We start from the raw sequence: 26,899 nt of genomic DNA on the forward strand, positions 1-26,899 counted from the left end.
GACCTGATCCAACTCCCCAGGTGTCACACACCATCAACGCGCAAAGCCTCGTCGAGACACGCCACCAGCGCGTACACCTGACCAAGCCCTACTAGTGAGCTGGTCCGGAGATTCTTGAGCAGTAGCGGCAGATTCGGTCGATGATCTGGTCGGCGGTCTTGGTCCACTTGAATGGGTGGGCGCTGTCGTTCCAGTTCTTGGTCCAGTCCTCGAGCGTGGTCCTCAGGTCGTCGAGCGAGCAGAACACTCCACGCTCGAGGCAGCGCCGTTCCAGCTCCGCGAACCACCGCTCGACCTGGTTGATCCAGGACGAGTACGTCGGTGTGAAGTGCAGCTGGACGCGGGGATGCGCGACCAGCCAGCGGTGCACCACGGGTGACTTGTGGGTGGACAGGTTGTCGCAGATCACGTGGACCGCCAGGTCCGGCTCGGTCTGGCGGTCGATCTCGTCGAGGAAGTCCCGGAAGTCGACGGAGCGATGCTGGTCGGACACTCGGCTGATGACCTTGCCGGTGGCGACGTTCAGCGCGGCGAACAGATCCACGGTGCCGTGGCGGACGTAGTCGAAGCTGCGGCGTTCGGGGACCCCGGGCAACATCGGCAGCACCGGCGCGGTCCGTTCCAGGGCCTGGATCTGCGGCTTCTCGTCCACCGCGAAGACCACCGCGTTCGCCGGCGGGGCCAGGTAGAGGCCGACCACGTCCCGGATCTTGTCGATCAGCAGTGGGTCCGGAGAGACCTTGAAGGTCTCCGTCCGCCAGGGCTGCAGCCCGAAGGCCCGCCAGATTCGCAGCACGCTCGACGGTGAGATGCCGACCTTCGCGGCCAGCTCCCGCTTGGACCAGTGGGTGGAGCCCTCCGGCGTCTCCTCCAGCGTGCGCACCACTACCTCTTCCACCTGGGCGTCGGTGATGGTGCGCGGGACTCCGGGCCGCGGTTCGTCGGCCAGACCGTCCAGACGCTCGTGCAGGAACCGGGCCCGCCACCGGTTGACGGTGCCCCGGTTGACCCCTAACCGGGCGGCCACCGCGATGTTGCTGCCGCCCTCCGCGCAAGCCAGCACGATTCGCGCCCGCATCGCGAGCCCTTGGGCGGTCCTGCGTCGGGTCGCCCATCCCTGCAAGGTCAGCCGCTCCGATTCCGACAGGATTAGCGGCCGCAGTCTGCTGTCACCCATACGGACAGCAGACTGCAGGGCTGACGCCATGTCACCACCCGGAGCGCGGAGAACACCGGAACTGTGACGCGAAGCGCCTCACGTGGCGACCGCAGATCTCAAGACCAGCTCACTAGTAGGGCTTGGTCAGGTGTACGCGCTGGTGGCGTGTCCTGGGTCGTGTCCCATGAAGTGGTGTAGTGGTCGTACGCCAACGGTCAGGAAGTGGGCGGGAGTTCGTTGCGGTCGGGCCTGGTGGGGTAGATCTTCTCCATGCTGGCCTCGGGCAGGTAGCGGCGGGGGAAGGCGATCCATTCGTCGTGCATCTCGAAGAGCACGGCGGTGACCAGTCGCAGGAGCGCGTCGTCGTTGGGGAAGACCTGGACGACGTCGGTGCGGTGTTTGATTTCGCGGTTGATCCGTTCCAGCGGGTTGGTGGACTGGATCTTCTTCCAATGTCGTTCGGGGAAGGCGGCGAAGGCGGTCAGGTCGTCCTTGGCCTCCAGCAGCATCTGGCTGACCTTGGGGAACTGCTTGCCGAGCATGTCGGCGACGGTGTCCAGCTGGGCCCGGACCGCGGCTTCGGCGGGCTGGGCGAAGATCGTCCTGATCGTCGCGGCGACCGTCTCGCCGGCCTCCTTCGGGATGACCGCGAAGGTGTTGCGCATCGAAGTGGACGCGGCAGCGCTGGTAGGCGGCGCCGAGCATGACCTTGCGGATCGCCTTGACCAGGCCGCTGTGGTGGTCGCCGATGACCAGCCGAACCCCTGTCAGACCGCGTTCGCGCAGAGAGCGCAGGAACTCGGCCCAGAACAGCTCGGTCTCGCTGTCGCCGACCATCAGCCCAAGCACTTCGCGGCCGCCGTCCTCGGTGATGCCGGTGGCGACGACCACGGCTCGGGAGACGATCTGGTGGTTCACCCTCGCCTTGCAGTAGGTCGCGTCCAGGTAGACGTAGGGGAAGCGGGTGTGGTCGAGCGGCCGTTCCCGAAAGGCGGTCAACTGGTCGTCCAAGTCCGCGCAGATCCGCGAGACCTCGCTCTTGGAGATGCCGGTGTCCGCGCCGAGGGCTTTGACCAGGTCGTCGACCGATCGGGTGGACACGCCCAGCACGTAGGCTTCCATGATGACCGCATAGAGGGCTTGGTCGATGCGGCGCCGGCGCTCCAGCAGGCTGGGGAAGAAGCTGCCGGAGCGGACCTTGGGGATGGCCAGTTCCAGGTCGCCAGCCTGTGTGGTCAGGGTCTTGTCGCGGTGGCCGTTGCGCCAGGTGGTGCGGGCGTCGGTGTGCTCACCGGGCTCGGCGCCGATCCGAGCGGTGGCCTCGGCCTCGATCAGCTCCTGCAGGAGCCGCTGGGCCAGGGTCCTGATCAACTCGATTCCGTCTGCCGTACGCAGTGACTCCATGAGGCGGAGTAGGTCAGACTGGGACAAGGCCATCGCGCACCTCTCACTCAACGAGCATGCCTACTCGGAGAGTTGCGCGATGGCTCCTTTATGACCAGGGGTCACGTCAAGATCCCTGCTACACCACTCAGCGGGACACCATCGGGCGAGCTCGAGGAGTGCGTTCAGCCGGTGGCCGCCGGTGGCAATGAGGAACTGACGGGCCTCGGCGGTGGTGAGGGGTTCGAAGCGGCGGGGCCGGGATGTGCCCACGCGGACTCTCGTATCCGTCGCCGCCCAGCTGGACATGGCCGCCGCACAGGGCCGTCGGCCCGGTTGCGAGCTGGACGACCTCATCGAGTACGACGAGGAGATCGGTCCGCTGGAAGAGGCTGTCGGGCGGCCTGGCAGGCACTGGAGGCCGCGCCCGACAAGGAGCGGCGGAACTCCGAGCTCCAAAAGCTCAGGGCCGCACTGGAGGCCGCCGTGGAGGGCGTCGCGAATTTCGCCCGTCGGCGGGGTGTCGCGGTGGAGCTCCACCGGTTCGGTGATCCTCAGGTCCAGGCCTGAGGAGGTCCGGTTCGAGTGTCAGGGGCCCGGTTCGGTTGTTCCGAACCGGGCCCTTCGTCGTGTCCGGAGCGGTTGACGCTGTGTCGCGCTGGGTGATCGAGGCGTCACGCGGGTAGGACTGTGGCTGTCCTGACCGGGCGTTGCCGAGACATCGCAGGAGCCGCGAGTGGCCGCTTACCACGACAGTGACGGAGCCGAGCAGGTGCCGGCGCAGGATGCCCCGCCGCCGCCCGCCGAACTGGTGGCGCTGGCGCAGGCGTACGGGGTGGACACCCGGTATCCGGGGCCGGGTGGGCAGGCGGTGGGGGCGCGGACGCTGGTGGCGGTGCTGGGGGCGATGGGGGTGGCGGCCGGGTCGCCGCAGGAGGTGGGGGAGGCGCTGGAGCGTCACCGGGCCGAGCAGCGGGGCCGGTTGCTGCCGCCCTGCGTGGTGGTGCGACAGGGGCGGCGCACCGCGCTGGACCTGCCGGCCGACGCCCGGCTGCTCGTGGAGCTGGAGGACGGCGGGAGTTGGGAGCTGCCGCGCGGGCACTCGCACTGGGTGCCGGGGGACCTCCCGCTGGGCCGCCACGTGCTCACGGCGGAGACCACCACGGGGACCGCCAGGGCCGCGCTGATCGTCGCCCCCGAACGGCTGCCGCAACTCCCGGGCCGCGGCTGGGGGTTCCTCGCCCAGCTGTACTCCGTGCTGTCCGAGCGCTCCTGGGGCATGGGCGACCTCGGCGACCTCGTCGAGCTGGCCCGGTGGGCGGGGGCCGGGCTCGGCGCGGGCTTCGTGCAGATCAATCCGCTGCACCAGGCCCTTCCCGGCACCCCCTCCGACCCCTCCCCGTACCGTCCGTCCTCGCGCCGCTTCGCCGACCCGGTGCACCTGCGGATCGAGGCCGTCCCCGAGTACGCCTACCTGGACGGCGACCGGCGCGACCACGCCGAGGAGCTGACCCGCCGCGCGGCCCGGTTGCGCGAGGAGGTCCTCGGCCACGACGCCCTGATCGACCGGGACGCCGTCTGGCGGCTCAAGCGCGAGGCGCTGGAGCTGTTGCACGAGGTGCCGCGCGGCCCCGGGCGGCAGGCCGAGTACGAGGCGTACCGGCGCCGCGAGGGGGAGTGGCTGCGCCGGCACGCGCTGTGGAACGCCCTGGCCGAGGAGCACGGACCGGTGTGGCACCACTGGCCGAAGGGCCTGCGTCACCCGGACGGCCCCCAGGTGGAGCGGGCGGAGAAGGAGCTGGCGGAGCGGGTCGAGTTCCACCGCTGGCTCGCCTGGCAGGTCGACCAGCAGCTCGCCCACGCCCAGCGCGCGGCCCGCGAGGCGGGCATGCCGGTCGGGCTGATCCACGACCTGGCGGTCGGCGTCCATCCGGACGGCGCGGACGCCTGGGCGCTGCAGGACGTGCTGGCCGGCGGCATCTCGGTCGGCGCCCCGCCGGACGCCTTCAACGCCCACGGCCAGGACTGGGGCCTGCCGCCGTGGCGCCCGGACGCGCTCGCCGAGGCCGGCTACGTCCCGTTCGCGGAGCTGCTGCGGGCCACCGCCCGGCACGCCGGGGCGGTGCGGATCGACCATGTGATGGGCCTGTTCCGGCTCTGGTGGGTGCCGAACGGTCACCCGCCGACCGAGGGCGTGTACGTGCGCTACGACGCGGAGGCGATGCTCGGCGTGCTGGCGCTGGAGGCGCACCGGGCCGGTACGGCGGTGATCGGCGAGGACCTCGGCACGGTGGAGCCGGGTGTGCGGGAGGAGCTGGCGGCGCGTGGGGTGCTCGGCACCTCGGTGCTCTGGTTCGAGCGGGACTGGCAGGCCGACGGCGCGATCCTGGACCCGGACCGCTGGCGGCCGGGCTGCCTGGCCACCCTCACCACTCACGACCTGCCGAGCACCGCGGCCCGGCTCTCCGGCGAGCACGTCGAGCTGCGGCACCGGCTGGGCCTGCTGGCCAGGCCGCTGGGGGAGGAGCAGGAGCGGGCGGCGGCGGAGCTGGCGGACTGGCGGGCCGAGCTGGCCCGGCTGGGGCTGATCGGCCCGGACGAGCCGCTGTCGATGCCGGTGCTGTACCGCTTCCTGCGGGCCACCCCGGCGGAGCTGGTCGGGGTCTGGCTGCCGGACCTGATCGACGACCCGCGCCCGCAGAACCTGCCCGGTACCTGGGACCAGTACCCGAACTGGCGCCTCCCGGTCGCCGACGGCGCCGGCGACCCGGTCACCCTCGAACGCCTCGCCGCCGCCCCCGCAGCCGGCCTGCTCGCGCAGCTCCTCGCCCTGCCCGACTCCGTCAGGCGGACCCCGACGCGCGCCCTCCCATAAGCAGCGAGTAAGTTGGAAACGTGGACAAGAGGAACGCTTTGCGAGCCGGCGCGGTTTGCGCAACGGTCACGCTGATGATGCTGCTGTCGTCGCCCGCCATGGCCTTCACCCGGGACGACGGTGACGACCCCGGTTCCGGCCTGAGCGTCGGCCAGACCCTCGGCCTGTTCGTGTTCCTCCCGCTCGTCGCCTTCGCGGTGATCGCCGGTCTGGCCGGCCTGCCCTACGGCAAGGGCAAGAAGAAGTAACTCCGCGTAGAGGCGACCGCGGCGTCCGCCACGGACGCACGCGCCCGCCACGGAAGCACGCGTTCGCCACGGACCACGCGTCCACCGCGAACACACGCCTCCGCTGCGGACACACGCCTCCGCCACGGACACACGCGTCCACCAAAACCCGTACGCGTCCACCCAGGGCCCGCACCAACCCCGAAGGGGCGCCGGACGATCCCGTCCGGCGCCCCTTCGGGCTATCCGCGCACCGTCAGCGGGCCCCCGCCGCACGGTCGACCGCCTGGGCCTTGAGCGCGCGCTCGACGCCCGCCCGCGACTCGACGACCTGGCGCCGCAGGGCCGGCGCCGGCTCGGCCGAGGCCAGCCACGCGTCGGTCGTGTCCAGCGTCCCCTGCGTGACCTCCAGGGCCGGGTACAGCCCGACGATGATCTGCTGCGAGATCTCGTGGCTGCGGGTCTCCCAGATGCCCTTCACCGCCGCGAAGTACTTGGCCGCGTACGGCGCGAGCAGCTCGCGCTGGTCGGACTGCTGGAAGCCCGCGATGACCGCTTCTTGCACATAGTTCGTCAGCTTGTCGGACTCCACCACCGACGCCCAGGCCTGCGCCTTGGCCTCGGCGGTCGGCCGGGCGGCGCGGCAGGTGGCCGCGTGCTCCTGGCCGGCCGCGGTGTTGTCCCGCTCCAGCTCGGCGGCGATGGCGGCCTCGTCGGCCCGCCCGGTGGCCGCGAGGCGCACCAGCAGCGTCCAGCGCAGCTCGGTGTCCACGGCGAGGCCCTTGACCTCGACCGAGCCGTCCAGCAGCCCGGCGAGCAGGTCCAGCTGACCGTCCGTACGGGCCACCGAGGCGAGGGCGCGGGCCCAGGCCAGCTGGTGGTCGCTGCCGGGCTCGGCGGCGCGCAGGTGCTCCTCCGCGGCGGCGGCCCAGCGCTCGAGGCCCTGCTCGCGCCACTGCGGGTCGGCGTAGGCGTCGAGGGCGAGCTTGACCTGGCGGTGTACGGACTGCACCACGCCGATGTCGCTCTCGCGGCCGATGCCGGACAGCGCCAGCGACAGGTAGTCGCGGGCGGCCAGCTCGCCGTCGCGGGTCATGTCCCAGGCGGAGGCCCAGCACAGCGCGCGCGGCAGCGAGTCGGCGAAGCCGCCGAGGTGTTCGGTGACGACGGCCAACGAGTCCTCGTCCAGCCGGATCTTGGCGTAGGAGAGGTCGTCGTCGTTCAGCAGCACGACGGCCGGGCGGTGGCGGCCGACCAGCTCGGGCACCTCGGTGCGCGGGCCGTCGACGTCCAGCTCGATCCGGTCGGTGCGCACCAGCGCGTCGCCGTTCAGCTCGTACAGGCCGATCGCGATGCGGTGCGGGCGCAGCACGGCCTCGCCCTTGGCGCCGGCGGGCAGCGCGGGGGCCTCCTGGAGCACCGCGAAGGACTCGATCTCACCGTCGGTGTTGACGGTGACGGCGGGCCGCAGCACGTTGATGCCGGCGGTCTCCAGCCAGGCCTTGGACCAGGCCTTGAGGTCGCGGCCGCTGGCCTCCTCCAGGGCGCCGAGCAGGTCGCTGAGCCGGGTGTTGCCCCAGGCGTGGCGCTTGAAGTACGCCTGCACGCCCTGGAAGAACGCGTCCTGGCCGACGTACGCCACCAGCTGCTTGAGCACCGAGGCGCCCTTGGCGTAGGTGATGCCGTCGAAGTTGACCTGGACGTCCTCCAGGTCGTTGATGTCCGCCATGATCGGGTGGGTGGACGGCAGCTGGTCCTGCCGGTACGCCCAGGTCTTCATCTGGTTGGCGAAGGTGGTCCAGGAGTGCGGCCACCTGGAGCCGGGGGCCTCGGCCTGGCAGACCGCCTCGGCGTAGGTCGCGAAGGACTCGTTGAGCCAGAGGTCGTTCCACCACTCCATGGTGACGAGGTCGCCGAACCACATGTGGGCGAGCTCGTGCAGGATCGTCGCGGCGCGGGCCTCGTACGCGGCGTCGGTGACCTTGGAGCGGAACACGTACTGGTCGCGCAGGGTGACGGCGCCCGCGTTCTCCATCGCGCCGGCGTTGAACTCCGGGACGAAGAGCTGGTCGTACTTGGCGAACGGGTACGGGAAGTCGAACTTCTCCTGGAAGTAGTCGAAGCCCTGCTTGGTGACCTCGAAGACGGCCTCCGGGTCCAGGTACTCGCGCAGCGAGGGCCGGCAGTAGACGCCCAGCGGCACCTTCTGCTCGCCGTTCTCGTAGGTGTCGAAGACCCCGACGTACGGGCCGGCGACGAGCGCGGTGATGTAGCTGGAGATCCGGCCGGTGGGCTCGAAGGTCCAGACCCGGGTGTCGCCCTCGCCGACCGGCTCCGGGGTCGGCGAGTTGGAGACCACGACCCAGCCCGCGGGCGCGGTCACGGTGAACGCGAACGCGGCCTTCAGGTCGGGCTGCTCGAAGTTGGCGAAGACCCGGCGGGCGTCCGGCACCTCGAACTGGGTGTACAGGTAGGTCTCGCCGTCGACCGGGTCGACGAACCGGTGCAGGCCCTCACCGGTGTTGGTGTACTCGCAGTTCGCGACGACCCGCAGCTCGTTCTCGGCCGCCAGGCCCGGCAGCGGGATCCGGCTGTCGGCGAAGCTCGCCGGGTCGAGCCGCACGCCGTTGAGGGTGATCTCCTCGACGCTCGGGGCGACGAGGTCGATGAAGGTCTCCGCGCCGGGGGTGGTGGCGGTGAACCGGACCACGGTGGTGGACCGGAAGGTGCCGCCCTCGCGGGCCGAACCGAGGTCGAGCTCGATGTCGTACGCGTCCACGTGGAGGAGGTCGGCCCGGGTGCGGGCCTCCTCACGGGTCAGGTTTGTGCCGGGCACTCGCTGCACTCCTTTGTCAGACTGATGGTCCGAATCCTCGCACGTCCAACGTACGGGGCGACCGGAAAATCACGGCGGGGCGGGACCGGGCGCTCTGCCCGTTCCCGCCCCGCCGGGTCGGTCACGACGTGGGGTCATGCCCCCGGGGTCACCCCGGCGTCACTTCTTCCACTTGGTCAGCGGACCGTCGCTGGAGCTGAGGCGGCGGAAGGCGTAGATCGCGGCGCCGTCCTCCGAGATCATGTACTCGTTGCTGCTGCTGCCGATGTTCATGCTGCTCGGCATGGTCATGGTGCCGAGGTCGGTCATCGAGCCGTCGGTCGGCGAGAGCGTCACCAGCCGGGCCGGCTTGTTGTAGCCCTGGTCGACGATCGCGCGGACCTTGCCGTCCTTGTCCGTCCCGGCGACCAGGCGCATGTCGTTGCTCGTCGAGCCGGAGTTGGCCGACCACAGCCTCTTGCCGGTGGTCAGGTCGTAGGCGTTGATGCCCGCCTTGCTGCCGCTGACCTGGACGTACAGCGTGGTGCCGCTGACCACGTTGTGGGTGACGGCCTCGTCCTGGCCGGAGAGCCGCAGGCTGTCCGAGCCGGGCTCCTTGACGGACATCTGGTTGCCCGGCTTGTTGTCCTTGTCGAACGGCAGGATGTAGTCGCCCTGCGGGCCGCTGGACATCAGCAGGACCAGCGGCTTGTCCTGGACGACCGAGTCGACCTGCTCGATGTTGCCGGTGAGGGTGACCGGGGTGCTGGCCGGCTTGCCGGTCTCGGCGTTGACGATGACCAGCTGCGACTTCGGGCCGCTGTTGCCGTAGCAGCGGTCACTGACCGCGATCTGGGCGCCGGCCGCCTTGCCGCGCAGGACGCAGTCCTTGTCGCGCGGCTGGTACTGCCAGGCCGGCTGGCCGTTGGCGATGTTCAGGGCGCCGACGGCGTTGCCGCCGACGGCGACGACGTTGTCGGTGACGCTGAGGGTCGGCGAGGACATCCGGTCGGCCGAGACCTTGACGCTCCAGAGCAGCTTGCCCTGGGCCAGGTCGACGGCGCCGACGGTGGAGCAGTCGCTGTCACCGGTGTTGAAGGAGACGGCGGCGACGCCCTTGGAGTTGGCGCCGTACGAGGCGGTGCACACCTCCTTGCTGCCGCTCGGGACGGGGATGGTCCACACCTCCTTGCCGTCGGCCAGGGTGTAGGCCTTGATGCCGGAACTGTCGACGCGCACGGCGAGCTTGTCGGTGCCCCAGATGCCGAGCATCTGGGGCGAGCCGTCCGCACCGGCCGGCTTGGGGGCGCTCCAGGCGACGTTGAAGGTGCCGCCCTTGGGGAGAGGGGTGGGGCCGGTCCCGCCGTCGCCGGTGCCGCCGGTGTCGCCGCCGGCGACCGGGCCCGGGGTCGGGTCGGTGTCGTGCTTGGGGTCCTTGAGCAGGACGACCAGGGCGATCACGATCGAGATCGCCAGCACGCCGCCGATGATCCCGCCCCACAGCAGCACGGGGTTGCGCTGCTTGGGCGCGACGGGTGCGACGGGCGCGACGGGGTAGCTGTAGCCGGGCTGCTGCTGGTAGTTGTAGCCGCCCGCGTTGTAGGCCTGCCCGGAGTCCGGGGCGCCGTACGCACCGGGGACCGGGTCGTACGGGCCGACCGGTGCGGCGCCGGGCGGCGGCGGGGCCTGGGTGGGGAACCCGGTCGCGGTCGGCGCGTACGCCGCGTACTCCGGGCTGCCGACGGGCGGTTGTGCCGGCGGCTGCGCGGGCGGCGCCGGTGGCTGGGCGGGCGGCGGGCCCGCGGGCGCGGCCGGGCCGGGGACGGCCGCGCCGTCGAGCTGCGTCATCTGGTCCGCGACGGCGGCCGGATCCACACCGCCGCCCGGCGGGCGCCCGAACGAGACGCCCCGGTTGTCCTGCGGACCGCTGCCGGGCGTTTCGGCTGCCCCCGGCGTAGGGTGATCCCCTGCCATCTGATTCCCCGTCATGTCTGGAAGCGTCCCCCGCCGGCGCCGTCCACGGCTCCGGTGGGACGGTGAGAAGTGGGCACCATGCTAGTGGTGTGTGCTTTTCGGCCGCCGCCAGGACCGCGGTTCCCCGTCCCCGCAGGTCCAGGCCGTGCAACACCTTCACCCCCCGATCACCGTGCCCCCACGCCGGCGCCCGCTGTCCCGGCCCGCGCCGTCCCGCCGCCCTCCGCGCTCCCTTCCACTCCGGTGCCTTCCGGCCGGGATCCCCGGCCCGGCCCCCGGGCCGTACCCTTCAGGAGTTGAAGGGGACACCCGGCGGAGGGGTCCCCGCCCTGGGAGGGTGGATCATGTCGACGGACACACCGGGCTCGCAGTCGTCACTGCACCGGGCGAACCTGGAGCGGGTGCTCCGCGCGGTGCGGATGGCCGGGTCGCTCACCCAGGCCGAGATCGCCCGCGGCACCGGCCTGTCCGCGGCCACCGTCTCCAACATCGTGCGGGAGTTGAAGGAGAGCGGCACCGTCGTGGTCGCCGACACCTCCTCCGGCGGCCGCCGCGCCCGCAGCGTCTCGCTCAGCGGGGACGCCGGCATCGTGGTCGGCATCGACTTCGGCCACACCCACCTGCGCGTCGCGGTCGGCAACCTGGCCCACCGGGTGCTGGCCGAGGAGAGCGCCCCGATCGACGTGGACGTCTCCGCCCAGCAGGGCTTCGACCGTGCCGAGGCGATGGTCGAGCGGTTGCTGGCGCAGGCCGGGTTCCGCTCGGACAAGGTGATCGGCGTCGGCCTCGGCGTGCCCGGCCCGATCGACGTGGAGACCGGCGCGCTCGGCTCCACCGCGATCCTGCCCGGCTGGACGGGCATCGCCCCGGGCCGGGAGCTGGCCGAGCGGCTCGGCATGCCGGTGCACGTGGACAACGACGCCAACCTGGGCGCGCTCGGCGAGCTGGTCTGGGGCGCCGGGCGCGGGCTGAGCGACCTCGCCTACATCAAGGTCGCCAGCGGTGTCGGCGCCGGGCTGGTGGTGAACGGCCAGATCTACCGGGGTCCCGGTGGCACCGCGGGCGAGATCGGGCACATCACCCTGGACGAGGCCGGGCCGGTCTGCCGCTGCGGCAACCGCGGCTGCCTGGAGACCTTCGTCGGTTCCCGCTACCTGCTCTCGCTGCTGGTCTCCACCCTCGGCCCTGACCTCAGCCTGCCCCGGGTGGTCGAGCTGGCTCAGCAGGGCGACCTCGGCTGCCGCCGGGTGATCGCCGACGCGGGCCGGCAGATCGGCACCGGCGTCGCCACCCTGTGCAACCTGCTCAACCCCCGCCGGGTCATCCTCGGCGGCGACCTCGCCGAGGCCGGCGAGCTGGTGCTCGCCCCGATCCGGGACTCGGTGGCCCGCTACGCGATCCCGAGCGCCGCCCGTCAGCTCTCGGTCGTCCCCGGCACCCTCGGCGGCCGGGCCGAGGTGCTCGGCGCGCTGGCCCTGGTGATGAGCGAGATGGGGGAGTCCGGCGCGCTCGGCCGCGCGTGACGGCGCCGGCCGGGGCGGCCGAGTGGCGGCCTCCGGACGGTCGGTCCCGAGCGACCGCATAAAGACGCTCGAACGCATGTGCGTCAATCTGAGATGACCCGCCTCCCTGCCCGACCTCCCGGAACGGCACGACCGAACAGTGGTGCCGGGCGCGCCGCTCGGTGTTCGGCAGGCGGACATTAGACTCGACCGGTCGGCACCGCCCGGGACCGTCGGCGTGCCACCGGACCGGGCAGCGACGCCCGTCGGACCGTCCGTGGTCCGCGAACACTGAACGAGGAGGAACGGGTGGCCCTGCTGACCCGCATTCGGGGACCGCGCGATCTCGACCGGCTCACGCCCGGACAGCTGGCCGCGCTGGCCCAGGAGATCCGGACCTTCCTGGTGACCGAGGTCTCCAAGACGGGCGGCCACCTCGGCCCCAACCTCGGCGTGGTGGAGCTCACCATCGCGCTGCACCGGGTCTTCGACTCACCGCGTGACCGCATCCTCTTCGACACCGGCCACCAGAGCTACGTCCACAAGCTGCTCACCGGCCGCCAGGACTTCTCCCGGCTGCGGATGAAGGGCGGCCTGTCCGGCTACCCGTCCCGCGCCGAGTCCGAGCACGACGTGATCGAGAACTCGCACGCCTCCACCGTCCTGTCGTACGCCGACGGCCTGGCCAAGGCCAACCAGCTGCTGGGCAGGAACGACCCGGTCGTCGCCGTGATCGGCGACGGCGCGCTCACCGGCGGCATGGCCTGGGAGGCGCTCAACAACATCGCCGACGCCAAGGACCGTCCGCTGGTCATCGTCGTCAACGACAACGAGCGCTCGTACTCGCCGACCATCGGCGGCCTGGCCAACCACCTCGCCACCCTGCGCACCACCCAGGGCTACGAGCGCTTCCTGTCCTGGGGCAAGGACGCGCTCCAGCGCACCCCGGTGGTCGGCCAGCAGCTGTTCGAGACGCTGCACGGCGCCAAGAAGGGCCTCAAGGACTTCATCGCCCCGCAGGGCATGTTCGAGGACCTCGGCCTCAAGTACATCGGCCCGATCGACGGCCACGACCTGACCGCCCTGGAGTCCGCGCTGACCAAGGCGCGCGGCTTCGGCGGCCCGGTGATCGTGCACTGCCTCACCGAGAAGGGCCGCGGCTACCACGCCGCCGAGAACAACGACGAGGACCGCTTCCACGCGGTCGGCAAGATCCACCCGGAGACCGGCCTGCCGATCCAGAGCGGCGGCGGGCAGAGCTGGACCTCGGTCTTCGCGGAGGAGATGGTCGCGCTCGGCCACGAGCGCGAGGACATCGTCGGCATCACCGCCGCCATGCTCCACCCGGTGGGCCTGGCCCCGTTCGCCGAGGCCTTCCCGGACCGCATCTTCGACGTCGGCATCGCCGAGCAGCACGCCGTCACCAGCGCGGCCGGCCTGGCCACCAACGGCCTGCACCCGGTGTTCGCGGTCTACGCGACCTTCCTGAACCGGGCCTTCGACCAGGTCCTGATGGACGTCGCCCTGCACAAGCTGGGCGTCACCTTCGTCCTGGACCGGGCCGGCGTCACCGGTGACGACGGCGCCTCGCACAACGGCATGTGGGACATGTCGATGCTGCAGATCATCCCGACCCTGCGGCTGGCCGCCCCGCGCGACGCCGACCAGGTCCGCGCCCAGCTGCGCGAGGCCGTCGAGGTCAAGGACGCCCCGACCGTGGTCCGCTACTCCAAGGGCACGGTCGGCCCGGCCGTCCCCGCGGTCGGCCGGGTCGGCGGCATGGACGTGCTGCGCGCCGCCGAGGAGCCCTCCGGCGCCCACCGCGCCGACGTGCTGATCGTCTCGGTCGGTGCGATGGCCCCCACCAGCCTGGAGGTGGCCGACCTGCTGGCCGCCCAGGGCGTCACCGCCACCGTGGTGGACCCGCGCTGGGTCAAGCCGGTGGACCCGGCCCTGCCGGGCCTGGCCGCCGAGCACCGGGTGGTCGTCACCATCGAGGACAACGGCCGGGTGGGCGGCGTCGGCGCGGCCGTGGCGCAGGCGCTGCGGGACGCGGACGTGGACCTGCCGGTGCGCGACTTCGGCATCCCGCAGGAGTTCCTGGACCACGCCAGCCGGGCCGAGATCCTGGCCGAGATCGGCCTGAACGCCCCGGACATCGCCCGGAAGGTGACGGCGCTGGTCGCCAAGCTGGACGCCGCGCCGGTCAAGGCCTGACCGGGGGCGGTCCCCGCGGGCCGCTCTCCGTTCCACCGGCGACCATTTGTCGTAACTCCGTAACAGTTCGTCGCCAGACAAGCTGACAATCGCACCGAAAGGCGGGACCGGCGCCATCGGCACCGGTCCCGCCCGGTAGGTTGTCACCCGTGTCGACCCCCACCCGCCCCCGCCTCACCGGACTGGCCGAGCGCCTGCCCGAGCGCGTCCGTACCCGTGTGCTGAGCGGGTACTGGACCAGGCTGGTGCCGGTGCTCGCGCTGGTCGCCCTGCTCACCCACATCCCCTCCTTCGCCCGGCCCGTCTGGAGCCCGGACGAGGGCTTCCTGGCCACCCAGGCCCGGATGCTGGCGGACGGCGGGGTGCTGTACGACACCGTGGTCGACCGCAAGCCGCCGCTGCTGCCCTGGCTCTACCAGGCCTGCTTCGCGGTCTTCGGCTCCGCCTCGCTCTGGCCGCTGCGCACCCTGGCGGTGGTGGCCCACCTGGTCACCGCGATCCTGCTGGCCTCGATCGCCCGCGGCCGCTGGGGCAACCGGGCCGGGGCCGGGGCCGGACTGCTCTACCTGCTGGTCTCCATCGGGCTCTCCCCGGAGGACACCCAGGCGGCGACCTTCGAGGTCTTCATGCTGCCCGCCATGGTGGCCGCCTTCCGGTACGCCGAACGGCGCCGCTGGCTGGCCGCGGGCATCGCCGTCGCCCTGTGCTCACTGACCAAGCAGACCGGCGGCGCGGTGCTGCTGCCGGTGCTCTGGATGCTGTTCCAGGACGCCCGCCGACGCGGGGTGCGCTGGCCGCCCGCGCTGTTCAAGATCGGGTTCGGCTTCACCCTGCCGATAGCGCTGGTCGCGGTGATCCTCACCAAACCCAAGGGCTTCCTGTTCTGGGTGGTCACCGGCAGCGGCGACTACGCCTCCTTCGGCGGTGCCTGGCTCCAGATGCTCGGCCGGGCGTTCGGCAACTCGGCCATCCTGGCCGTGGCCGGCCTGGGCTTCCTGCTTCCGGTCGGGCGACGGCTCTGGCTCAAGTACCGCCACCGCCCGTTGCCGGTGGCCGGCGAGGAGCACGGCTCGACCACCGATCTGTGGGTCTGGCTGCTCTCCTCGGTCGTCGCGGTCAGCGTGGGCTTCCACTTCTTCGGTCACTACTACCTCCAGCTGATGCCGCCGCTGGTCCTGCTCGGCACCGGGGCGGTCGCCACCTCGGCGATCCGCTGGAAGCCCGTTCTGCTCTACACCACGGTCGCCGCCACGGTGTTCTGGTGTCTGGCACTGGCCTGGCCGGGGGAGCGGCTCAACCGCACCACCGAGGTGGCCACCGCCGTCGCCGCCCAGACCACCCCCAAGGACACCGTGCTGGTCTGGGGCATGCACCCCGAGCTCTACTGGCTGGCCGACCGCAAGCCCGCCACCCGCTACCTGACCGCCGGCTTCCTGACCAACTACAGCGGCGGCAAGGACGGCAACCAGAACGTCGGCGAGCAGTTCAGCGTCTCCAACGCCTGGCAGACCTTCGACAAGGAGCTCGCCAACGGCCTGCCCGAGGTCGTGGTCGACGACTCCGGCATCGCCCCGTACCAGCCGGTCATGGTCCCCAGGATCGAGAACCTGCTGGACACCCACTACGAGATGGTCGGCGTCTTCGCCGACACCGTGGTCTACCGCCTCAAGCACTGAGAGCCCAGAGAGCCCAGAGAGCCCAGAGAGCCCAGAGAGCACTGACAGCACCGATAGCACCGAGACCCGCGTACACGGAGCAGGTGCCCGACAACCCCGTGCACAACACATCGGGCGAGAACCCCGTACACACCGAGGAGCCCCGGTGACCAGCAGGTCACCGGGGCTCCTCCGTGTTCCGGTACGGGCCTCGCCTAGGCGGGCACCGAGGCCACACCGACGGCGAGGAACGGCTTGCCGTTCACCCGCTCGGAGATGCCCTCACGGTCCAGGTACGGGGTGATCCCGCCCAGGTGGAAGGGCCAGCCGGCACCGGTGATCATGCAGAGGTCGATGTCCTGCGCCTCGGCGACGACACCCTCCTCCAGCATCAGGCCGATCTCCTGCGCCACGGCCTCCAGGGCGCGGGCGCGGACCTGCTCCTCGGTGAGCACCGAGTCGCCGAAGGACAGCAGCTCCAGCACCTCGGGGTCGAGGACCTGCTGGCCGTCCGTCCAGGTGTAGAAGCCGCGCTTGCCGGCCTTGACCACCTTGGCGAGGTTCTCGGAGACGGTGAACCGCTCCGGGAAGGCGCCGTGCAGGGTCTCCGAGACGTGCAGGGCGATGGCCGGGCCGACCAGCTCCAGCAGCACGATCGGGGACATCGGCAGGCCGAGCGGCTCGACGGCCTTCTCGACGTCGGCGATCGGGGTGCCCTCGTCGATGATGTTCTGGATCTCGCCCATGAAGCGGGTCAGGATCCGGTTCACCACGAACGCCGGGCGGTCCTTGCACAGGACCGAGGTCTTCTTCAGCTTCTTGGACACCGCGAAGGCGGTGGCCAGCGAGGCGTCGTCGGTGCTGTCGCCGCGGACGATCTCCAGCAGCGGCAGGATCGCGACGGGGTTGAAGAAGTGGAAGCCGACGACCCGCTCGGGGTGCTGCAGCTTCGAGGCCATCTCGGTGACCGACAGCGAGGAGGTGTTGGTCGCCAGCACGCAGGTCGGCGAGACGACCTTCTCCAGGTCCGCGAAGACGGTCTGCTTGACGCCCATCTCCTCGAACACGGCCTCGATGACGAAGTCCGCGTCGCCGAAGGCGGCGGCCTTGTCCAGCGAGCCGGAGACCAGGCCCTTGAGGCGGTTGGCCTTGTCCGGGCTGATCCGGCCCTTGCCGAGCAGCTTGTCGATCTCGGCGTGGACGTAGCCGACGCCCTTGTCGACGCGCTCCTGGTCGATGTCGGTGAGGACCACCGGCACCTCCAGACGGCGGGCGAACAGCAGCGCCAGCTGCGAGGCCATCAGACCGGCGCCGACGACGCCGACCTTGGTGACCGGGCGGGCCAGCGACTTGTCCGGCGCGCCGACCGGGCGCTTGGCCCGGCGCTGCACCAGGTTGAAGGCGTAGATGCCGCTGCGCAGCTCGCCGCTCATGATGAGGTCGGCCAGGGCCGCGTCCTCGGCGTCGAAGCCGGCCTGCAGGCTCGCCTTGTCCGCCAGGTCGAAGTCCTTGGCGGCGGCGATGATGTCCAGCGCCTTGTAGGCGGCCGGAGCGGCGCCGTGCACCTTGCCGTCGGCGACCATGCGGCCCCAGAGGACGGCGTCGTCCCAGGCCTTGCCGCGGTCGATCGCCTCGCGCTCGACGACGACGTCGCCCTTGACGACCTTGGCGGCCCAGAGCAGCGACTGCTCCAGGAAGTCGGCCGGCTCGAAGATCGCGTCGGCGATCCCCAGCTCGAACACGTCCTTGCCCTTGAGCTGCTTGTTCTGGTTCATCGAGTTCTCGACGATGACCTTGACGGCCTTACCGGCACCCACCAGGTTCGGCAGGATGGTGCAGCCGCCCCAGCCGGGGACGAGGCCGAGGAAGACCTCGGGCAGCGAGAAGGCCGGGACGCCCGCCGACACCGTGCGGTAGTCGCAGTGCAGGCCGACCTCGACGCCGCCGCCCATCGCCGCGCCGTTGTAGAAGGCGAAGGTGGGGACGGGCAGCGAGGCGATCCGCTTGAAGACGTCGTGGCCGCCCTTGCCGATGGCCAGCGCGTCCGCGTGCTCCTTGAGCAGCTCGACGCCCTTGAGGTCGGCGCCGACCGCGAAGATGAACGGCTTGCCGGTGATCGCGGCACCGACGATCCTGCCCTCGGCGGCCTCGGCCTCGACCTGGTCCAGCGCCGCGTTCAGCTTGAGCAGCGAGCCCGGGCCGAAGGTGGTCGGCTTGGTGTGGTCGAAGCCGTTGTCCAGGGTGATCAGGGCCAGCTTGCCGGCCTGCAGCGGCAGGTCGAGGTGGCGGACGTGCGCGGTCGTGACGACCTCGCCCGGGAAGAGCTCGGCGCCGCGGGTGAGCAGCTCAGTGGTGTCGGCCATGGTCACATACCACCCTCGAGCTCGGTGTTCCGGGTCTCTCCGCTCCAGTGGGGGTTCTCCCAGATGATGGTGCCGCCCATGCCGAAGCCGATGCACATCGTGGTCAGGCCGTAGCGGACGTCCGGGCGCTGCTCGAAGCGGCGGGCCAGCTGGTTCATCAGGCGCACGCCGGAGGAGGCCAGCGGGTGCCCGAAGGCGATCGCACCGCCGTACGGGTTGACCCGCTCGTCGTCGTCCGCGATGCCGAAGTGGTCCAGGAAGGCCAGCACCTGGACGGCGAAGGCCTCGTTGACCTCGAAGGCCTGGATGTCGTCGATGGTCAGACCGGCCTTGGCCAGCGCCTTCTCGGTGGCCGGCACCGGGCCGACACCCATGACCTCGGGCTCGACGCCCGCGAAGGCGAAGGAGACCAGGCGCATCTTGACCGGGAGGCCGAGCTCCTCGGCGACGTCCTCGGCGGCCAGCAGCGAGGCGGTGGCACCGTCGTTCAGACCGGCCGAGTTGCCCGCGGTGATGTTGCCGTGCGGGCGGAACGGGGTCTTGAGGCCCGCCAGGTTCTCCATCGTGGTGCCCGGGCGCATCGGCTCGTCCACGGTGGCCAGGCCCCAGCCGGTCTCGCCGACCTCGGGGTTGGTGTTGCGGATCGAGATCGGCACCAGGTCGGGCTGGATGTCGCCGTTGGCGTACGCCTTGGCGGCCTTCTCCTGGGAGCGCACGGCGAAGGCGTCGCAGCGCTCCTTGGTCAGGTGCGGGAAGCGGTCGTGCAGGTTCTCCGCGGTCATGCCCATGAACAGGGCGGACTCGTCGACCAGCTTCTCGGAGACGAAGCGCGGGTTCGGGTCGACGCCCTCGCCCATCGGGTGGCGGCCCATGTGCTCGACGCCGCCGGCCACGACCACGTCGTACGCGCCGAAGGCGATGCCGCCGGCGGTGGTGGTCACGGCGGTCAGCGCGCCGGCGCACATGCGGTCGATCGCGTAGCCCGGGACGGACTTCGGCAGGCCGGCCAGCAGGGCGGCGGTGCGCCCGATGGTCAGACCCTGGTCGCCGATCTGCGTGGTGGCCGCGACGGCGACCTCGTCGATGCGCTCGACGGGCAGGTTCGGGTTACGGCGCACGAGCTCCCGGATGCACTTGACGACCAGGTCGTCGGCGCGCGTCTCGTGGTAGATGCCCTTCGGGCCGGCCTTGCCGAACGGGGTGCGGACGCCATCGACGAAGACGACGTCCCTCGCGGTACGAGGCACGGGGGCTCTCCTCCCAGGGACCAACATTTCGAGGTGAGCAGGCTGCCGCCGTCGAAGACCCGAGCGGCGCCGCATCACGGTCATGCTACCCGCCGGTAACCAACCTGCCCAGGCCCCTCGGAGGGATCGGACCATGTGTCCCCCGACACGTTCCCCGCCCCGTCCGACCAGGAGCGTCCGTCCGGGTGCGACGAAGGGGATGTCGCCCGTACGGACGACATCCCCTTCCACGGGTTGCCGGATCGAGTCGCGGACAGGCCCGCGCCGCGATCAGCTCTGGGTCGCGGTCGCGGTCGCGGCCGCGGCGAACGCGGCGGCCACCGCCGGCGCCACCAGGTCCACCTGCCACTGCCGGGCGCCGAGCCCGCGCAGTGCGGCGGCCACGTGCTCCGGGTCCGGCTCGGCCGGCGGCTGCCAGGAGACCCGCCGGACCAGGTCCGGGGTGATCAGGTTCTCGGCCGGCACGTGGTACCGCTCGGCCAGCTCGGCGATCGCGCCGCGCGCGCCGGTGAGCCGGGCGGCGGCCACCGGGTCCTTCTCGGCCCAGGCCCGCGGCGGCGGCGGTCCGTCGTGTGGCGCGGTGGCCGGCGGCAGCAGGTTCTCCGGGATCTCCCGGGCGCGCTGCACGGCCGCCAGCCACTGCTCCAGCTGGCGCCGGTGCACCCGGGGGCCGAAGCCCTGGACGGCCTGCAGGGAGGCGATGTTCAGCGGCATGGCCAGCGCGGCGTTGACGATCGCGGCGTCCGCCAGCACCCGGCCGGGAGAGACGTCGCGCTCCTGGGCCATCCGGTCGCGGACCAGCCACAGCTCGCGCACCACGGCCAGCTGACGGCGGCGGCGGATCTTGTGCAGCTGCGAGGTGCGGCGCCACGGGTCGGTGCGCGGGGCCGGGCGGGGCGCGGCGGCGATCGAGGCGAACTCCTCCATCGCCCAGTCGAGCTTGCCCTGGGCGTCCAGCTCCCGTTCGAGTGCGTTGCGCAGCTCGACCAGCACCTCGACGTCCAGAGCGGCGTAGCGCAGCCACGGCTCGGGCAGCGGGCGGGTGGACCAGTCGACCGCGGAGTGCTCCTTGGCCAGGCTCAGCCCGAGGATGTTCTCGGTCATCGGCCCGAGGCCGACCCGGGCGAAGCCGGCGATCCGCCCGGCCAGCTCGGTGTCGAACAGGCGCCGGGGTCTCATGCCGACCTCGGACAGGCAGGGCAGGTCCTGGCTGGCCGCGTGGACGACCCACTCGGCGTCCTCGACGGCCCGGCCGAGCGCGCTGAGGTCCGGGCAGGCGATCGGGTCGATCAGGGCGGAGCCGGAACCCTCGCGGCGCAGCTGGATGAGGTAGGCGCGCTGCCCGTAGCGGTAGCCGGAGGCCCGTTCGGCGTCGATGGCCACCGGTCCGGTGCCCGAGGCGAAGGCGGCGACGATGTCGGCCAGCGTGTGCTCGTCCGCCACCACGGGCGGGATCCCCTCCCTCGGTTCGAGGAGCGGGACCGGGGCTGCTTCTTCTGGGATGGCTGCTACGGCGTCGGTCACCCCCCAAGGGTACGACGGTCCTCGCGGCCGGGAGTGTTGTCGGACTGGTCAGACTGTTGATCGCCCGCTCACTCGGGAGGGCGACCGGGTCGGTGGCCGGGCCGTGCCGGGACCGTGCCCGGGGCGCCGCCGGGGCCGGGACGGCGCACCGGCGGCCGAGGGGGAGACAGCTTGGCGGCGGCCGAGGAGGAAACGTTCCTCCTCGGCCGCCGCAGCGGTCCGGAGTGCCCGGCTCAGTGGATGATGCCGGTGCGCAGCGCGACCGCGACCATGCCGGCGCGGTCGCCGGTGCCCAGCTTCCGGGCGATCCGGGCGAGGTGGCTCTTGACGGTGAGCGCCGACAGGCCCATCGCCACGCCGATCGCCTTGTTGGACTGCCCCTCGGCGACCAGTCGCAGCACCTCGACCTCGCGACCGGAGAGCTCGCGGTACGCGGCCTGCTGCGCGCCCGGCGCACCCGGCGCTCCGGGGGCGCCCGGAGCACCGCCCGCGCCTGGCATGCCCGGCATCCCGGGGCGGCGCATCCGGCCGGCCAGCCCGGCGGCACCGAGCGGCAGGCCCGGGCGGCCCGGCATCGCGACGTTCGTCCGGGTACCGGTCACTACGTAGCCCTTGACGCCGCCGGCCAGCGCGCTGCGGACCGCGCCGATGTCGTCGGCGGCGGACAGTGCCAGGCCGTTGGGCCAGCCCGCGGCGCGGGTCTCGGCGAGGATGGTCAGTCCGGAGCCGTCGGGAAGGTGCACGTCGGCGACGCAGATGTCGCGCGGTGTGGAGACCCTGGGGCGGGCCTCGGCGATGGACGACACCTCGATCACGTCCCGGACGCCGAGTGCCCACAGGTGGCGGGTGACGGTGTTACGGACGCGGGGATCGGCGATGACCACCATGGCGGTGGGCTTGGTCGGCCGGTAGGCGACCACGTTTGCGGGGTGCTCAAGAAGGACCGACACCAGGCCTCCTGCGGGGAGTGGCGGACGGAACCCCGATGGGGGCGGTCGGAGTGTTCCGCGTTCGGAAAGGGTCACAGTCTGCTTCGGCAGCAACCGTGCCCGGCTTTAGCGAAAGATCACGATCTAGTGAGTAACAATACGGACAAATCGCGCAAATGATTGATGCGACATGCCTGCTATTCGCACAAAATCGATCAGATTCGATGCCGATCGGTCGGTATCGACCGGTGAATTGACGCAGAGCGGGTCCGAAGTCACACTCCGTCAGCCCTGGGGGTGGCGTCCGGCCCCGGAGCGGCGCCGGGGCCCCGCACCACCCGTCAGTGCGACCGGGGGCGTCGCCGGGCGGGCATCGGGACCACCCCACCGAGTGAAGGAACCTCGGCGGGGCCCTGCCCGGAGGGGGCGGCCGGCGGCAGACCGGCGCTGATGCACAGCAGGTCGCCCCAGGCCGCCAGGTGCCGCTCGAAGCGGCCGTCGGCCGGCGTCCAGGAGGCCCGGATCTCGACCTCGGTCGAGGACGGGCGGTCCGCCAGACCGCCGAAGTACTGGGAGGACGCCAGGGTCACCGTGCCGGACGGCTCCGCGTACCCGGCGCCGTGCGCCTGCAGGGCGTCCAGCAGCCAGGCCCAGCCGACCTCGGAGAGCATCGGGTCGCCGGCCATCTCCGGCTCCAGCTCCGCCCGGGTCATCGTGACCACCCGGAACTCCCCGTTCCAGGCCTCCTGCCCGGCCGGGTCGTACAGCAGCACCAGCCGGCCGTCCGCCAGCTCCTCGCCGTCGACCTCGACCGAGGCGGTCACCGCGAAGGAGTACGGAGCCAGCCGGCGCGGCGCCGGCGCGGGGGAGAGCTGCACCTCGGGCCGCAACCGGGCCCCGTCCAGAGCCGCCACCGCCGCCCTGAACTCGCCCGGCGCCCCCTCGCGACCCGCTCCGCCACCTGCTCCGCCACCCTGCGCGGGGTGCCCTCCGACCGCTGCCATGCCCCGAAGACTAGGTCGAAGAACGGGGTTATCGCCGCAACTTCTCTCCCAGCGGCGTGCCGGAACGGCAAACCCGGACAGATCTTGGAGGAACCGACGAGACCGGCCGGGAAACCGGGCGCCGCACGCGTGCGAAGATTTGACCCGTGAGCGAGACTACGGCAGACACCACGGCGGCCACCCACGACGGCCCGAGCACCCCCGGGCGCCGCGGCGCCGCGTACGACTCCGCGTTCCTGCGCGCCTGCCGGCACGAGCCCGTGCCGCACACCCCGGTGTGGTTCATGCGCCAGGCCGGCCGCTCGCTGCCCGAGTACCTGAAGGTCCGCGAGGGCATCCCCATGCTGGAGTCCTGCATGCGGCCCGAGCTGGTCAAGGAGATCACCCTCCAGCCGGTGCGCCGGCACAAGGTGGACGCGGCGATCTTCTTCAGCGACATCGTGGTGCCGCTCAAGGCCGTCGGCATCGACGTCGACATCAAGCCCGGCATCGGCCCGGTCATCGCCGACCCGATCCGCACCTTCGAGGACCTGAAGCGGCTGCGCCCGCTGGAGCCGGACGACGTCCCCTACATCACCGAGGCCGTCGGCCTGCTGGTGGACGAACTCGGCGGGACCCCGCTGATCGGCTTCGCCGGAGCGCCGTACACGCTGGCCAGCTACCTGATCGAGGGCGGCCCGTCCAAGAACCACGAGAACACCAAGGCCATGATGTACGGGCAGCCCGAGCTGTGGGCCGCCCTGGTGGACCGGCTCGCGGACATCACCTCGGCCTTCCTCAAGGTGCAGATCGAGGCCGGCGCCTCGGCGGTCCAGCTGTTCGACTCCTGGGTCGGCGCGCTCGCGCCGGACGACTACCGCCGCTCGGTGATGCCGTCCAGCACCAAGGTCTTCGACGCCGTCGCCGAGTACGGCGTGCCGCGGATCCACTTCGGCGTCGGCACCGGCGAGCTGCTCGGCCTGATGGGCCAGGCCGGCGCCGACATCGTCGGCGTCGACTGGCGGGTGCCGCTGAACGTCGCCGCCGAGCGGGTCGGCCAGGGCAAGGGCCTCCAGGGCAACCTCGACCCGGCCGTGCTGTTCGCGCCCACCAAGGTCGTGGAGACCAAGGCCCGCGAGGTGCTGCACGCCGCCCAGGCGCTCGGCACCAGCGGCCACATCTTCAACCTCGGCCACGGCGTGCTGCCGTCCATGGACCCGGACGCGCTCAGCCGCCTCGTCGCCTTCGTCCACGAGGCCAGCGCCCGCTGACCTCCCGGTGGCGGGCCTCCGGAGCCGGAGGCCCGCTACCCGGCCGTGACCTCGATCCCGGCCCGGCGCAGCAGCGCCGCCGTCACGCCGTCACCGGGGCGCAGCTCCCCGGTGAACGTCCCGTCGTACACCTGCCCGCAGCCGCAGGACGGGCTGCGCGCCATCAGCACCGCCCGCCGGGCCCCCGCCTCCTCGGCGGCGGCCAGCGCCGCCCGGGCGCCGGCCAGGAACTCCGCGGTGCAGTCAGCCCCGGTCGCGTCCACCACCCGGGCCCGCCCGTCCAACACGTCCGCGCCGTCCCCGCCCACGATCTCCGCCGGCGGCCGCGGCGTCGGCAACCCGCCCGCCCCCTCCGGGCACACCACCACGGCCCGCCCCTCCTCGACCAGGCGCACGGCGCCCTCGGAGGTCTTCGCCCGCCCGTCGTACCGGCAGGGAATCCCGGCCAGACACGCACTCACCATGATCGGTTCCATGCGAATCAGCCTACGGGACACGGCATTTCCGATACTTTGACCCGCCGGATCGGAGCGTCCGGTGCCGTTCCCGATCGCGATCGACCTCAGGCGTGCAGGGGATTGAGGCATCCACGTAAAGACCTGCGAGACTGCGGAGCATGTCGCATGCACGGGTCGTCGTCGTCGGTGGTGGGATCGCGGGGCTGGCCGCGGCCGCGTTCCTGAGCGGGGCGGCCGGGGGGCCGGCGCGGGCGCGGGTGACGCTGCTGGAGGCGTCCGGGCGGGTCGGCGGGAAGCTGTGGGGCGGGGAGGTCGGCGGGGTCCGGGTGGACCTCGGGGCCGAGTCGGTGCTGGCCCGGCGGCCGGAGGCGGTGGAGCTGGCGCGGGCGGTCGGGCTCGGCGAGGAGCTGGAGCCGCCGACCACCGCGAAGGCCGCGATCTGGACCCGCGGCGCGCTGCGTCCGCTGCCCGGCGGGCAGGTGATGGGCGTCCCCGGTGACCTGGAGGCGCTGGCCGCCTCCGGGGTGCTGACCGACGAGGGGCTGGAGCGGGCCCGGCACGAGCGGCCCGGCGAGGTCGGCGAGGACGTCGCGATCGGCCGCTACGTCGCCGACCGGCTGGGCCAGGAGGTGGTGGACCGGCTGGTCGAGCCGCTGCTCGGCGGCGTCTACGCCGGCCGCGCCGACGAGATCTCGCTGCGCGCCGCCGTACCGCAGCTGCTGTCGATCGCCCGCGGTGGCGGCTCGCTGGTCGACGGGGTGCACGAGCTGGCCTCCCGGCCGAAGGTGGTCGGCACCCCGGTGTTCCAGGGCCTGCGCGGCGGCCTCGGCACGCTGCCCGGCGCGGTCGCCGCGGCCTGCGTCGAGGCGGGCGTGGACCTGCGCACCGACGCCCCGGTGGACGAGCTGCGCCGCACCCCCGACGGCTGGCGGGTGGTGACCGGCGGCGAGGTGCTGCACGCGGACGCCGTGGTGCTGGCCGTCCCGGCCCCCGCCGCGGCCCGGTTGCTGCGCGAGGACGCCCCGGCGGCCGCCACCGAGCTGGACGCCGTCGAGTACGCGGGCATGGCCCTGGTGACCCTGGCCTTCCGCCGCGCCGACCTGGCCGAACCGCCGAGCGGCAGCGGCTTCCTGGTGCCGCCGGTGGACGGGCGGCGGATCAAGGCGTCGACCTTCTCCTCCAACAAGTGGGGGTGGCTGGAGCGCTCCGCGCCGGACGCGTTCCTGCTGCGCACCTCGCTGGGCCGGTACCGCGAGGACGAGGCGCTGGGGTTGCCGGACGAGGAGCTGGTGGCGCGGTCGCTGGCGGACCTGAAGGAGGCGATCGGGCTGACCGCCCGGCCGTACGACACCTTCGTGTCCCGCTTCTCGGCCGGGCTGCCGCAGTACCCGGTGGGGCACCTGGACCGGGTGGCCCGGGTGCGGGCCGCGGCCGGGCGGGTGGGCGCGCTGGCGCTGTGCGGCGCCGCGTACGACGGGGTGGGCATTCCGGCGTGCATCGGATCGGCGGCCGCCGCCGCGGCGCTCGTCGACAGACTGTTGACCCCGGAGACCGGGGCAGGTTCCACGGAGAGGACAATGGACGCATGACTGAGAGTGTTGAGCGGGAGCCGGAGCAGCAGCCCGAGAAGAAGAAGGCGCGCGACCTGAACCAGGTCATCCGCTACACCATGTGGTCGGTGTTCAAGCTCAAGGGCGCCCTGCCCGAGGACCGCACCGCGCTGGCTGCCGAGGTGGACGAGCTGTTCGCCCAGCTGGCCGCCAAGGACGTGACCGTGCGCGGCACGTACGACGTCTCCGGTCTGCGCGCGGACGCCGACATCCTGGTCTGGTGGCACGCCGCCGACTCGGACGACCTCCAGGAGGCGTACAACCGCTTCCGCCGCACCGGCCTCGGCCGGCTGCTGGAGCCGGTCTGGTCGAACATGGCGCTGCACCGCCCCGCCGAGTTCAACAAGTCGCACATCCCGGCGTTCCTGGCCGACGAGCGCCCGCGCGACTACGTCTGCGTGTACCCGTTCGTCCGCTCCTACGAGTGGTACCTGCTGCCGGACGCCGAGCGGCGCGCGATGCTCGCCGAGCACGGCCAGATGGCCCGCGGCTACCCCGACGTGCGGGCCAACACGGTGGCCTCGTTCGCGCTCGGCGACTACGAGTGGCTGCTCGCCTTCGAGGCGGACGAGCTGCACCGGATCGTCGACCTGATGCGCGACCTGCGCCCCTCCCGGGCCCGGCTGCACGTCCGCGAGGAGGTGCCGTTCTTCACCGGTCGCCGCAAGCCGGTGAGCGAGCTGCTGAACGGCCTGGTCTGAGCGGTC

Annotated in this window: 17 protein-coding genes and 2 pseudogenes; 8 read left to right on the forward strand and 11 right to left on the reverse strand. The window is 72.1% G+C overall.

The window, feature by feature from the left end:
* Positions 1 to 91: 91 nt before the first annotated feature.
* The 3 genes and pseudogenes from ACIQ87_RS12925 to ACIQ87_RS12935 form a co-directional block, all read right to left on the reverse strand.
* The gene (locus ACIQ87_RS12925; protein WP_402405491.1) at positions 92 to 1,177 is read right to left on the reverse strand and encodes an IS630 family transposase; all 1,086 of its coding nucleotides are present in this window, start codon (positions 1,175 to 1,177) and stop codon (positions 92 to 94) included.
* Positions 1,178 to 1,374: 197 nt separating this feature from the next.
* Positions 1,375 to 2,596 (reverse strand): annotated as a pseudogene (locus tag ACIQ87_RS12930) (IS256 family transposase).
* 111 nt (positions 2,597 to 2,707) lie between these two features.
* A pseudogene (locus ACIQ87_RS12935) lies at positions 2,708 to 2,821 on the reverse strand (site-specific integrase); the annotation flags it as partial.
* Positions 2,822 to 3,314: 493 nt separating this feature from the next.
* Between ACIQ87_RS12935 and malQ the strand changes: the two are divergent.
* Together malQ and ACIQ87_RS12945 are read left to right on the forward strand one after the other, a co-directional pair.
* A complete protein-coding gene (gene malQ, locus ACIQ87_RS12940; RefSeq protein WP_402405794.1) occupies positions 3,315 to 5,417 on the forward strand; it encodes a 4-alpha-glucanotransferase in 2,103 nt (700 codons plus the stop codon).
* 74 nt (positions 5,418 to 5,491) lie between these two features.
* Positions 5,492 to 5,665 carry a hypothetical protein gene (locus ACIQ87_RS12945; RefSeq protein ID WP_402405492.1) on the forward strand — a complete coding sequence of 58 codons (174 nt, stop codon included), beginning with the start codon at positions 5,492 to 5,494 and terminating at the stop codon, positions 5,663 to 5,665.
* 235 nt (positions 5,666 to 5,900) lie between these two features.
* Here ACIQ87_RS12945 and pepN read toward each other — a convergent pair whose 3' ends face one another.
* Positions 5,901 to 8,480, reverse strand: coding sequence for an aminopeptidase N (pepN, locus tag ACIQ87_RS12950; protein WP_402405493.1), 2,580 nt, complete (start codon positions 8,478 to 8,480; stop codon positions 5,901 to 5,903).
* A 159-nt stretch (positions 8,481 to 8,639) separates the two neighbouring features.
* Positions 8,640 to 10,307 (reverse strand): PQQ-binding-like beta-propeller repeat protein, encoded by a 1,668-nt coding sequence (locus ACIQ87_RS12955; RefSeq protein WP_402405494.1) that lies wholly within the window; start codon positions 10,305 to 10,307, stop codon positions 8,640 to 8,642.
* Between the two features lie 470 nt (positions 10,308 to 10,777).
* On the opposite strand from ACIQ87_RS12955, the gene ACIQ87_RS12960 reads away from it, so the two are divergent.
* From ACIQ87_RS12960 to ACIQ87_RS12970, 3 genes are all read left to right on the forward strand, one after another.
* Positions 10,778 to 11,956 carry an ROK family protein gene (locus tag ACIQ87_RS12960; RefSeq protein ID WP_402405496.1) on the forward strand — a complete coding sequence of 393 codons (1,179 nt, stop codon included), beginning with the start codon at positions 10,778 to 10,780 and terminating at the stop codon, positions 11,954 to 11,956.
* A 288-nt stretch (positions 11,957 to 12,244) separates the two neighbouring features.
* Positions 12,245 to 14,152: a 1-deoxy-D-xylulose-5-phosphate synthase gene (gene dxs, locus ACIQ87_RS12965; RefSeq protein WP_402405498.1), complete on the forward strand. Its 1,908-nt coding sequence runs from the start codon at positions 12,245 to 12,247 to the stop codon at positions 14,150 to 14,152.
* Positions 14,153 to 14,301: 149 nt separating this feature from the next.
* Positions 14,302 to 15,828, forward strand: coding sequence for an ArnT family glycosyltransferase (locus ACIQ87_RS12970; RefSeq protein WP_402405500.1), 1,527 nt, complete (start codon positions 14,302 to 14,304; stop codon positions 15,826 to 15,828).
* Between the two features lie 194 nt (positions 15,829 to 16,022).
* Here the strand turns inward: ACIQ87_RS12970 and ACIQ87_RS12975 are convergent, their stop codons facing one another.
* The 5 genes from ACIQ87_RS12975 to ACIQ87_RS12995 form a co-directional block, all read right to left on the reverse strand.
* The gene (locus ACIQ87_RS12975) at positions 16,023 to 18,170 is read right to left on the reverse strand and encodes a 3-hydroxyacyl-CoA dehydrogenase NAD-binding domain-containing protein (RefSeq protein WP_402405501.1); all 2,148 of its coding nucleotides are present in this window, start codon (positions 18,168 to 18,170) and stop codon (positions 16,023 to 16,025) included.
* Positions 18,171 to 18,172: 2 nt separating this feature from the next.
* A complete protein-coding gene (locus ACIQ87_RS12980) occupies positions 18,173 to 19,417 on the reverse strand; it encodes a thiolase family protein (RefSeq protein ID WP_402405503.1) in 1,245 nt (414 codons plus the stop codon).
* 270 nt (positions 19,418 to 19,687) lie between these two features.
* On the reverse strand, positions 19,688 to 20,941 hold the full coding sequence (locus ACIQ87_RS12985) for a ribonuclease D (RefSeq protein WP_402405504.1): 1,254 nt from the start codon (positions 20,939 to 20,941) through the stop codon (positions 19,688 to 19,690).
* Positions 20,942 to 21,174: 233 nt separating this feature from the next.
* Complete coding sequence (locus ACIQ87_RS12990) at positions 21,175 to 21,891, reverse strand: LuxR C-terminal-related transcriptional regulator (protein WP_392878593.1); 717 nt, start codon at positions 21,889 to 21,891, stop codon at positions 21,175 to 21,177.
* A gap of 320 nt (positions 21,892 to 22,211) precedes the next feature.
* The gene (locus ACIQ87_RS12995) at positions 22,212 to 22,874 is read right to left on the reverse strand and encodes a DUF3000 domain-containing protein (RefSeq protein ID WP_402405506.1); all 663 of its coding nucleotides are present in this window, start codon (positions 22,872 to 22,874) and stop codon (positions 22,212 to 22,214) included.
* Between the two features lie 236 nt (positions 22,875 to 23,110).
* Here ACIQ87_RS12995 and hemE point away from each other — a divergent pair, with 236 nt between their 5' ends.
* A complete protein-coding gene (gene hemE / locus ACIQ87_RS13000; RefSeq protein ID WP_392878862.1) occupies positions 23,111 to 24,124 on the forward strand; it encodes a uroporphyrinogen decarboxylase in 1,014 nt (337 codons plus the stop codon).
* 35 nt (positions 24,125 to 24,159) lie between these two features.
* Here the strand turns inward: hemE and ACIQ87_RS13005 are convergent, their stop codons facing one another.
* A complete protein-coding gene (locus ACIQ87_RS13005) occupies positions 24,160 to 24,600 on the reverse strand; it encodes a DUF523 domain-containing protein (protein ID WP_402405508.1) in 441 nt (146 codons plus the stop codon).
* 140 nt (positions 24,601 to 24,740) lie between these two features.
* Between ACIQ87_RS13005 and hemG the strand changes: the two genes are divergently transcribed.
* Together hemG and hemQ are read left to right on the forward strand one after the other, a co-directional pair.
* Positions 24,741 to 26,171, forward strand: coding sequence for a protoporphyrinogen oxidase (hemG, locus tag ACIQ87_RS13010; RefSeq protein WP_402405510.1), 1,431 nt, complete (start codon positions 24,741 to 24,743; stop codon positions 26,169 to 26,171).
* Positions 26,168 to 26,893 (forward strand): hydrogen peroxide-dependent heme synthase, encoded by a 726-nt coding sequence (gene hemQ, locus ACIQ87_RS13015; protein ID WP_402405512.1) that lies wholly within the window; start codon positions 26,168 to 26,170, stop codon positions 26,891 to 26,893. Before hemG ends, hemQ begins: the two co-directional genes overlap by 4 nt.
* The last annotated feature ends 6 nt before the right edge of the window (positions 26,894 to 26,899 follow it).

Source organism: Kitasatospora sp. NPDC096204, assembly GCF_044763205.1.
Classification (GTDB): Bacteria; Actinomycetota; Actinomycetes; order Streptomycetales; family Streptomycetaceae; genus Kitasatospora.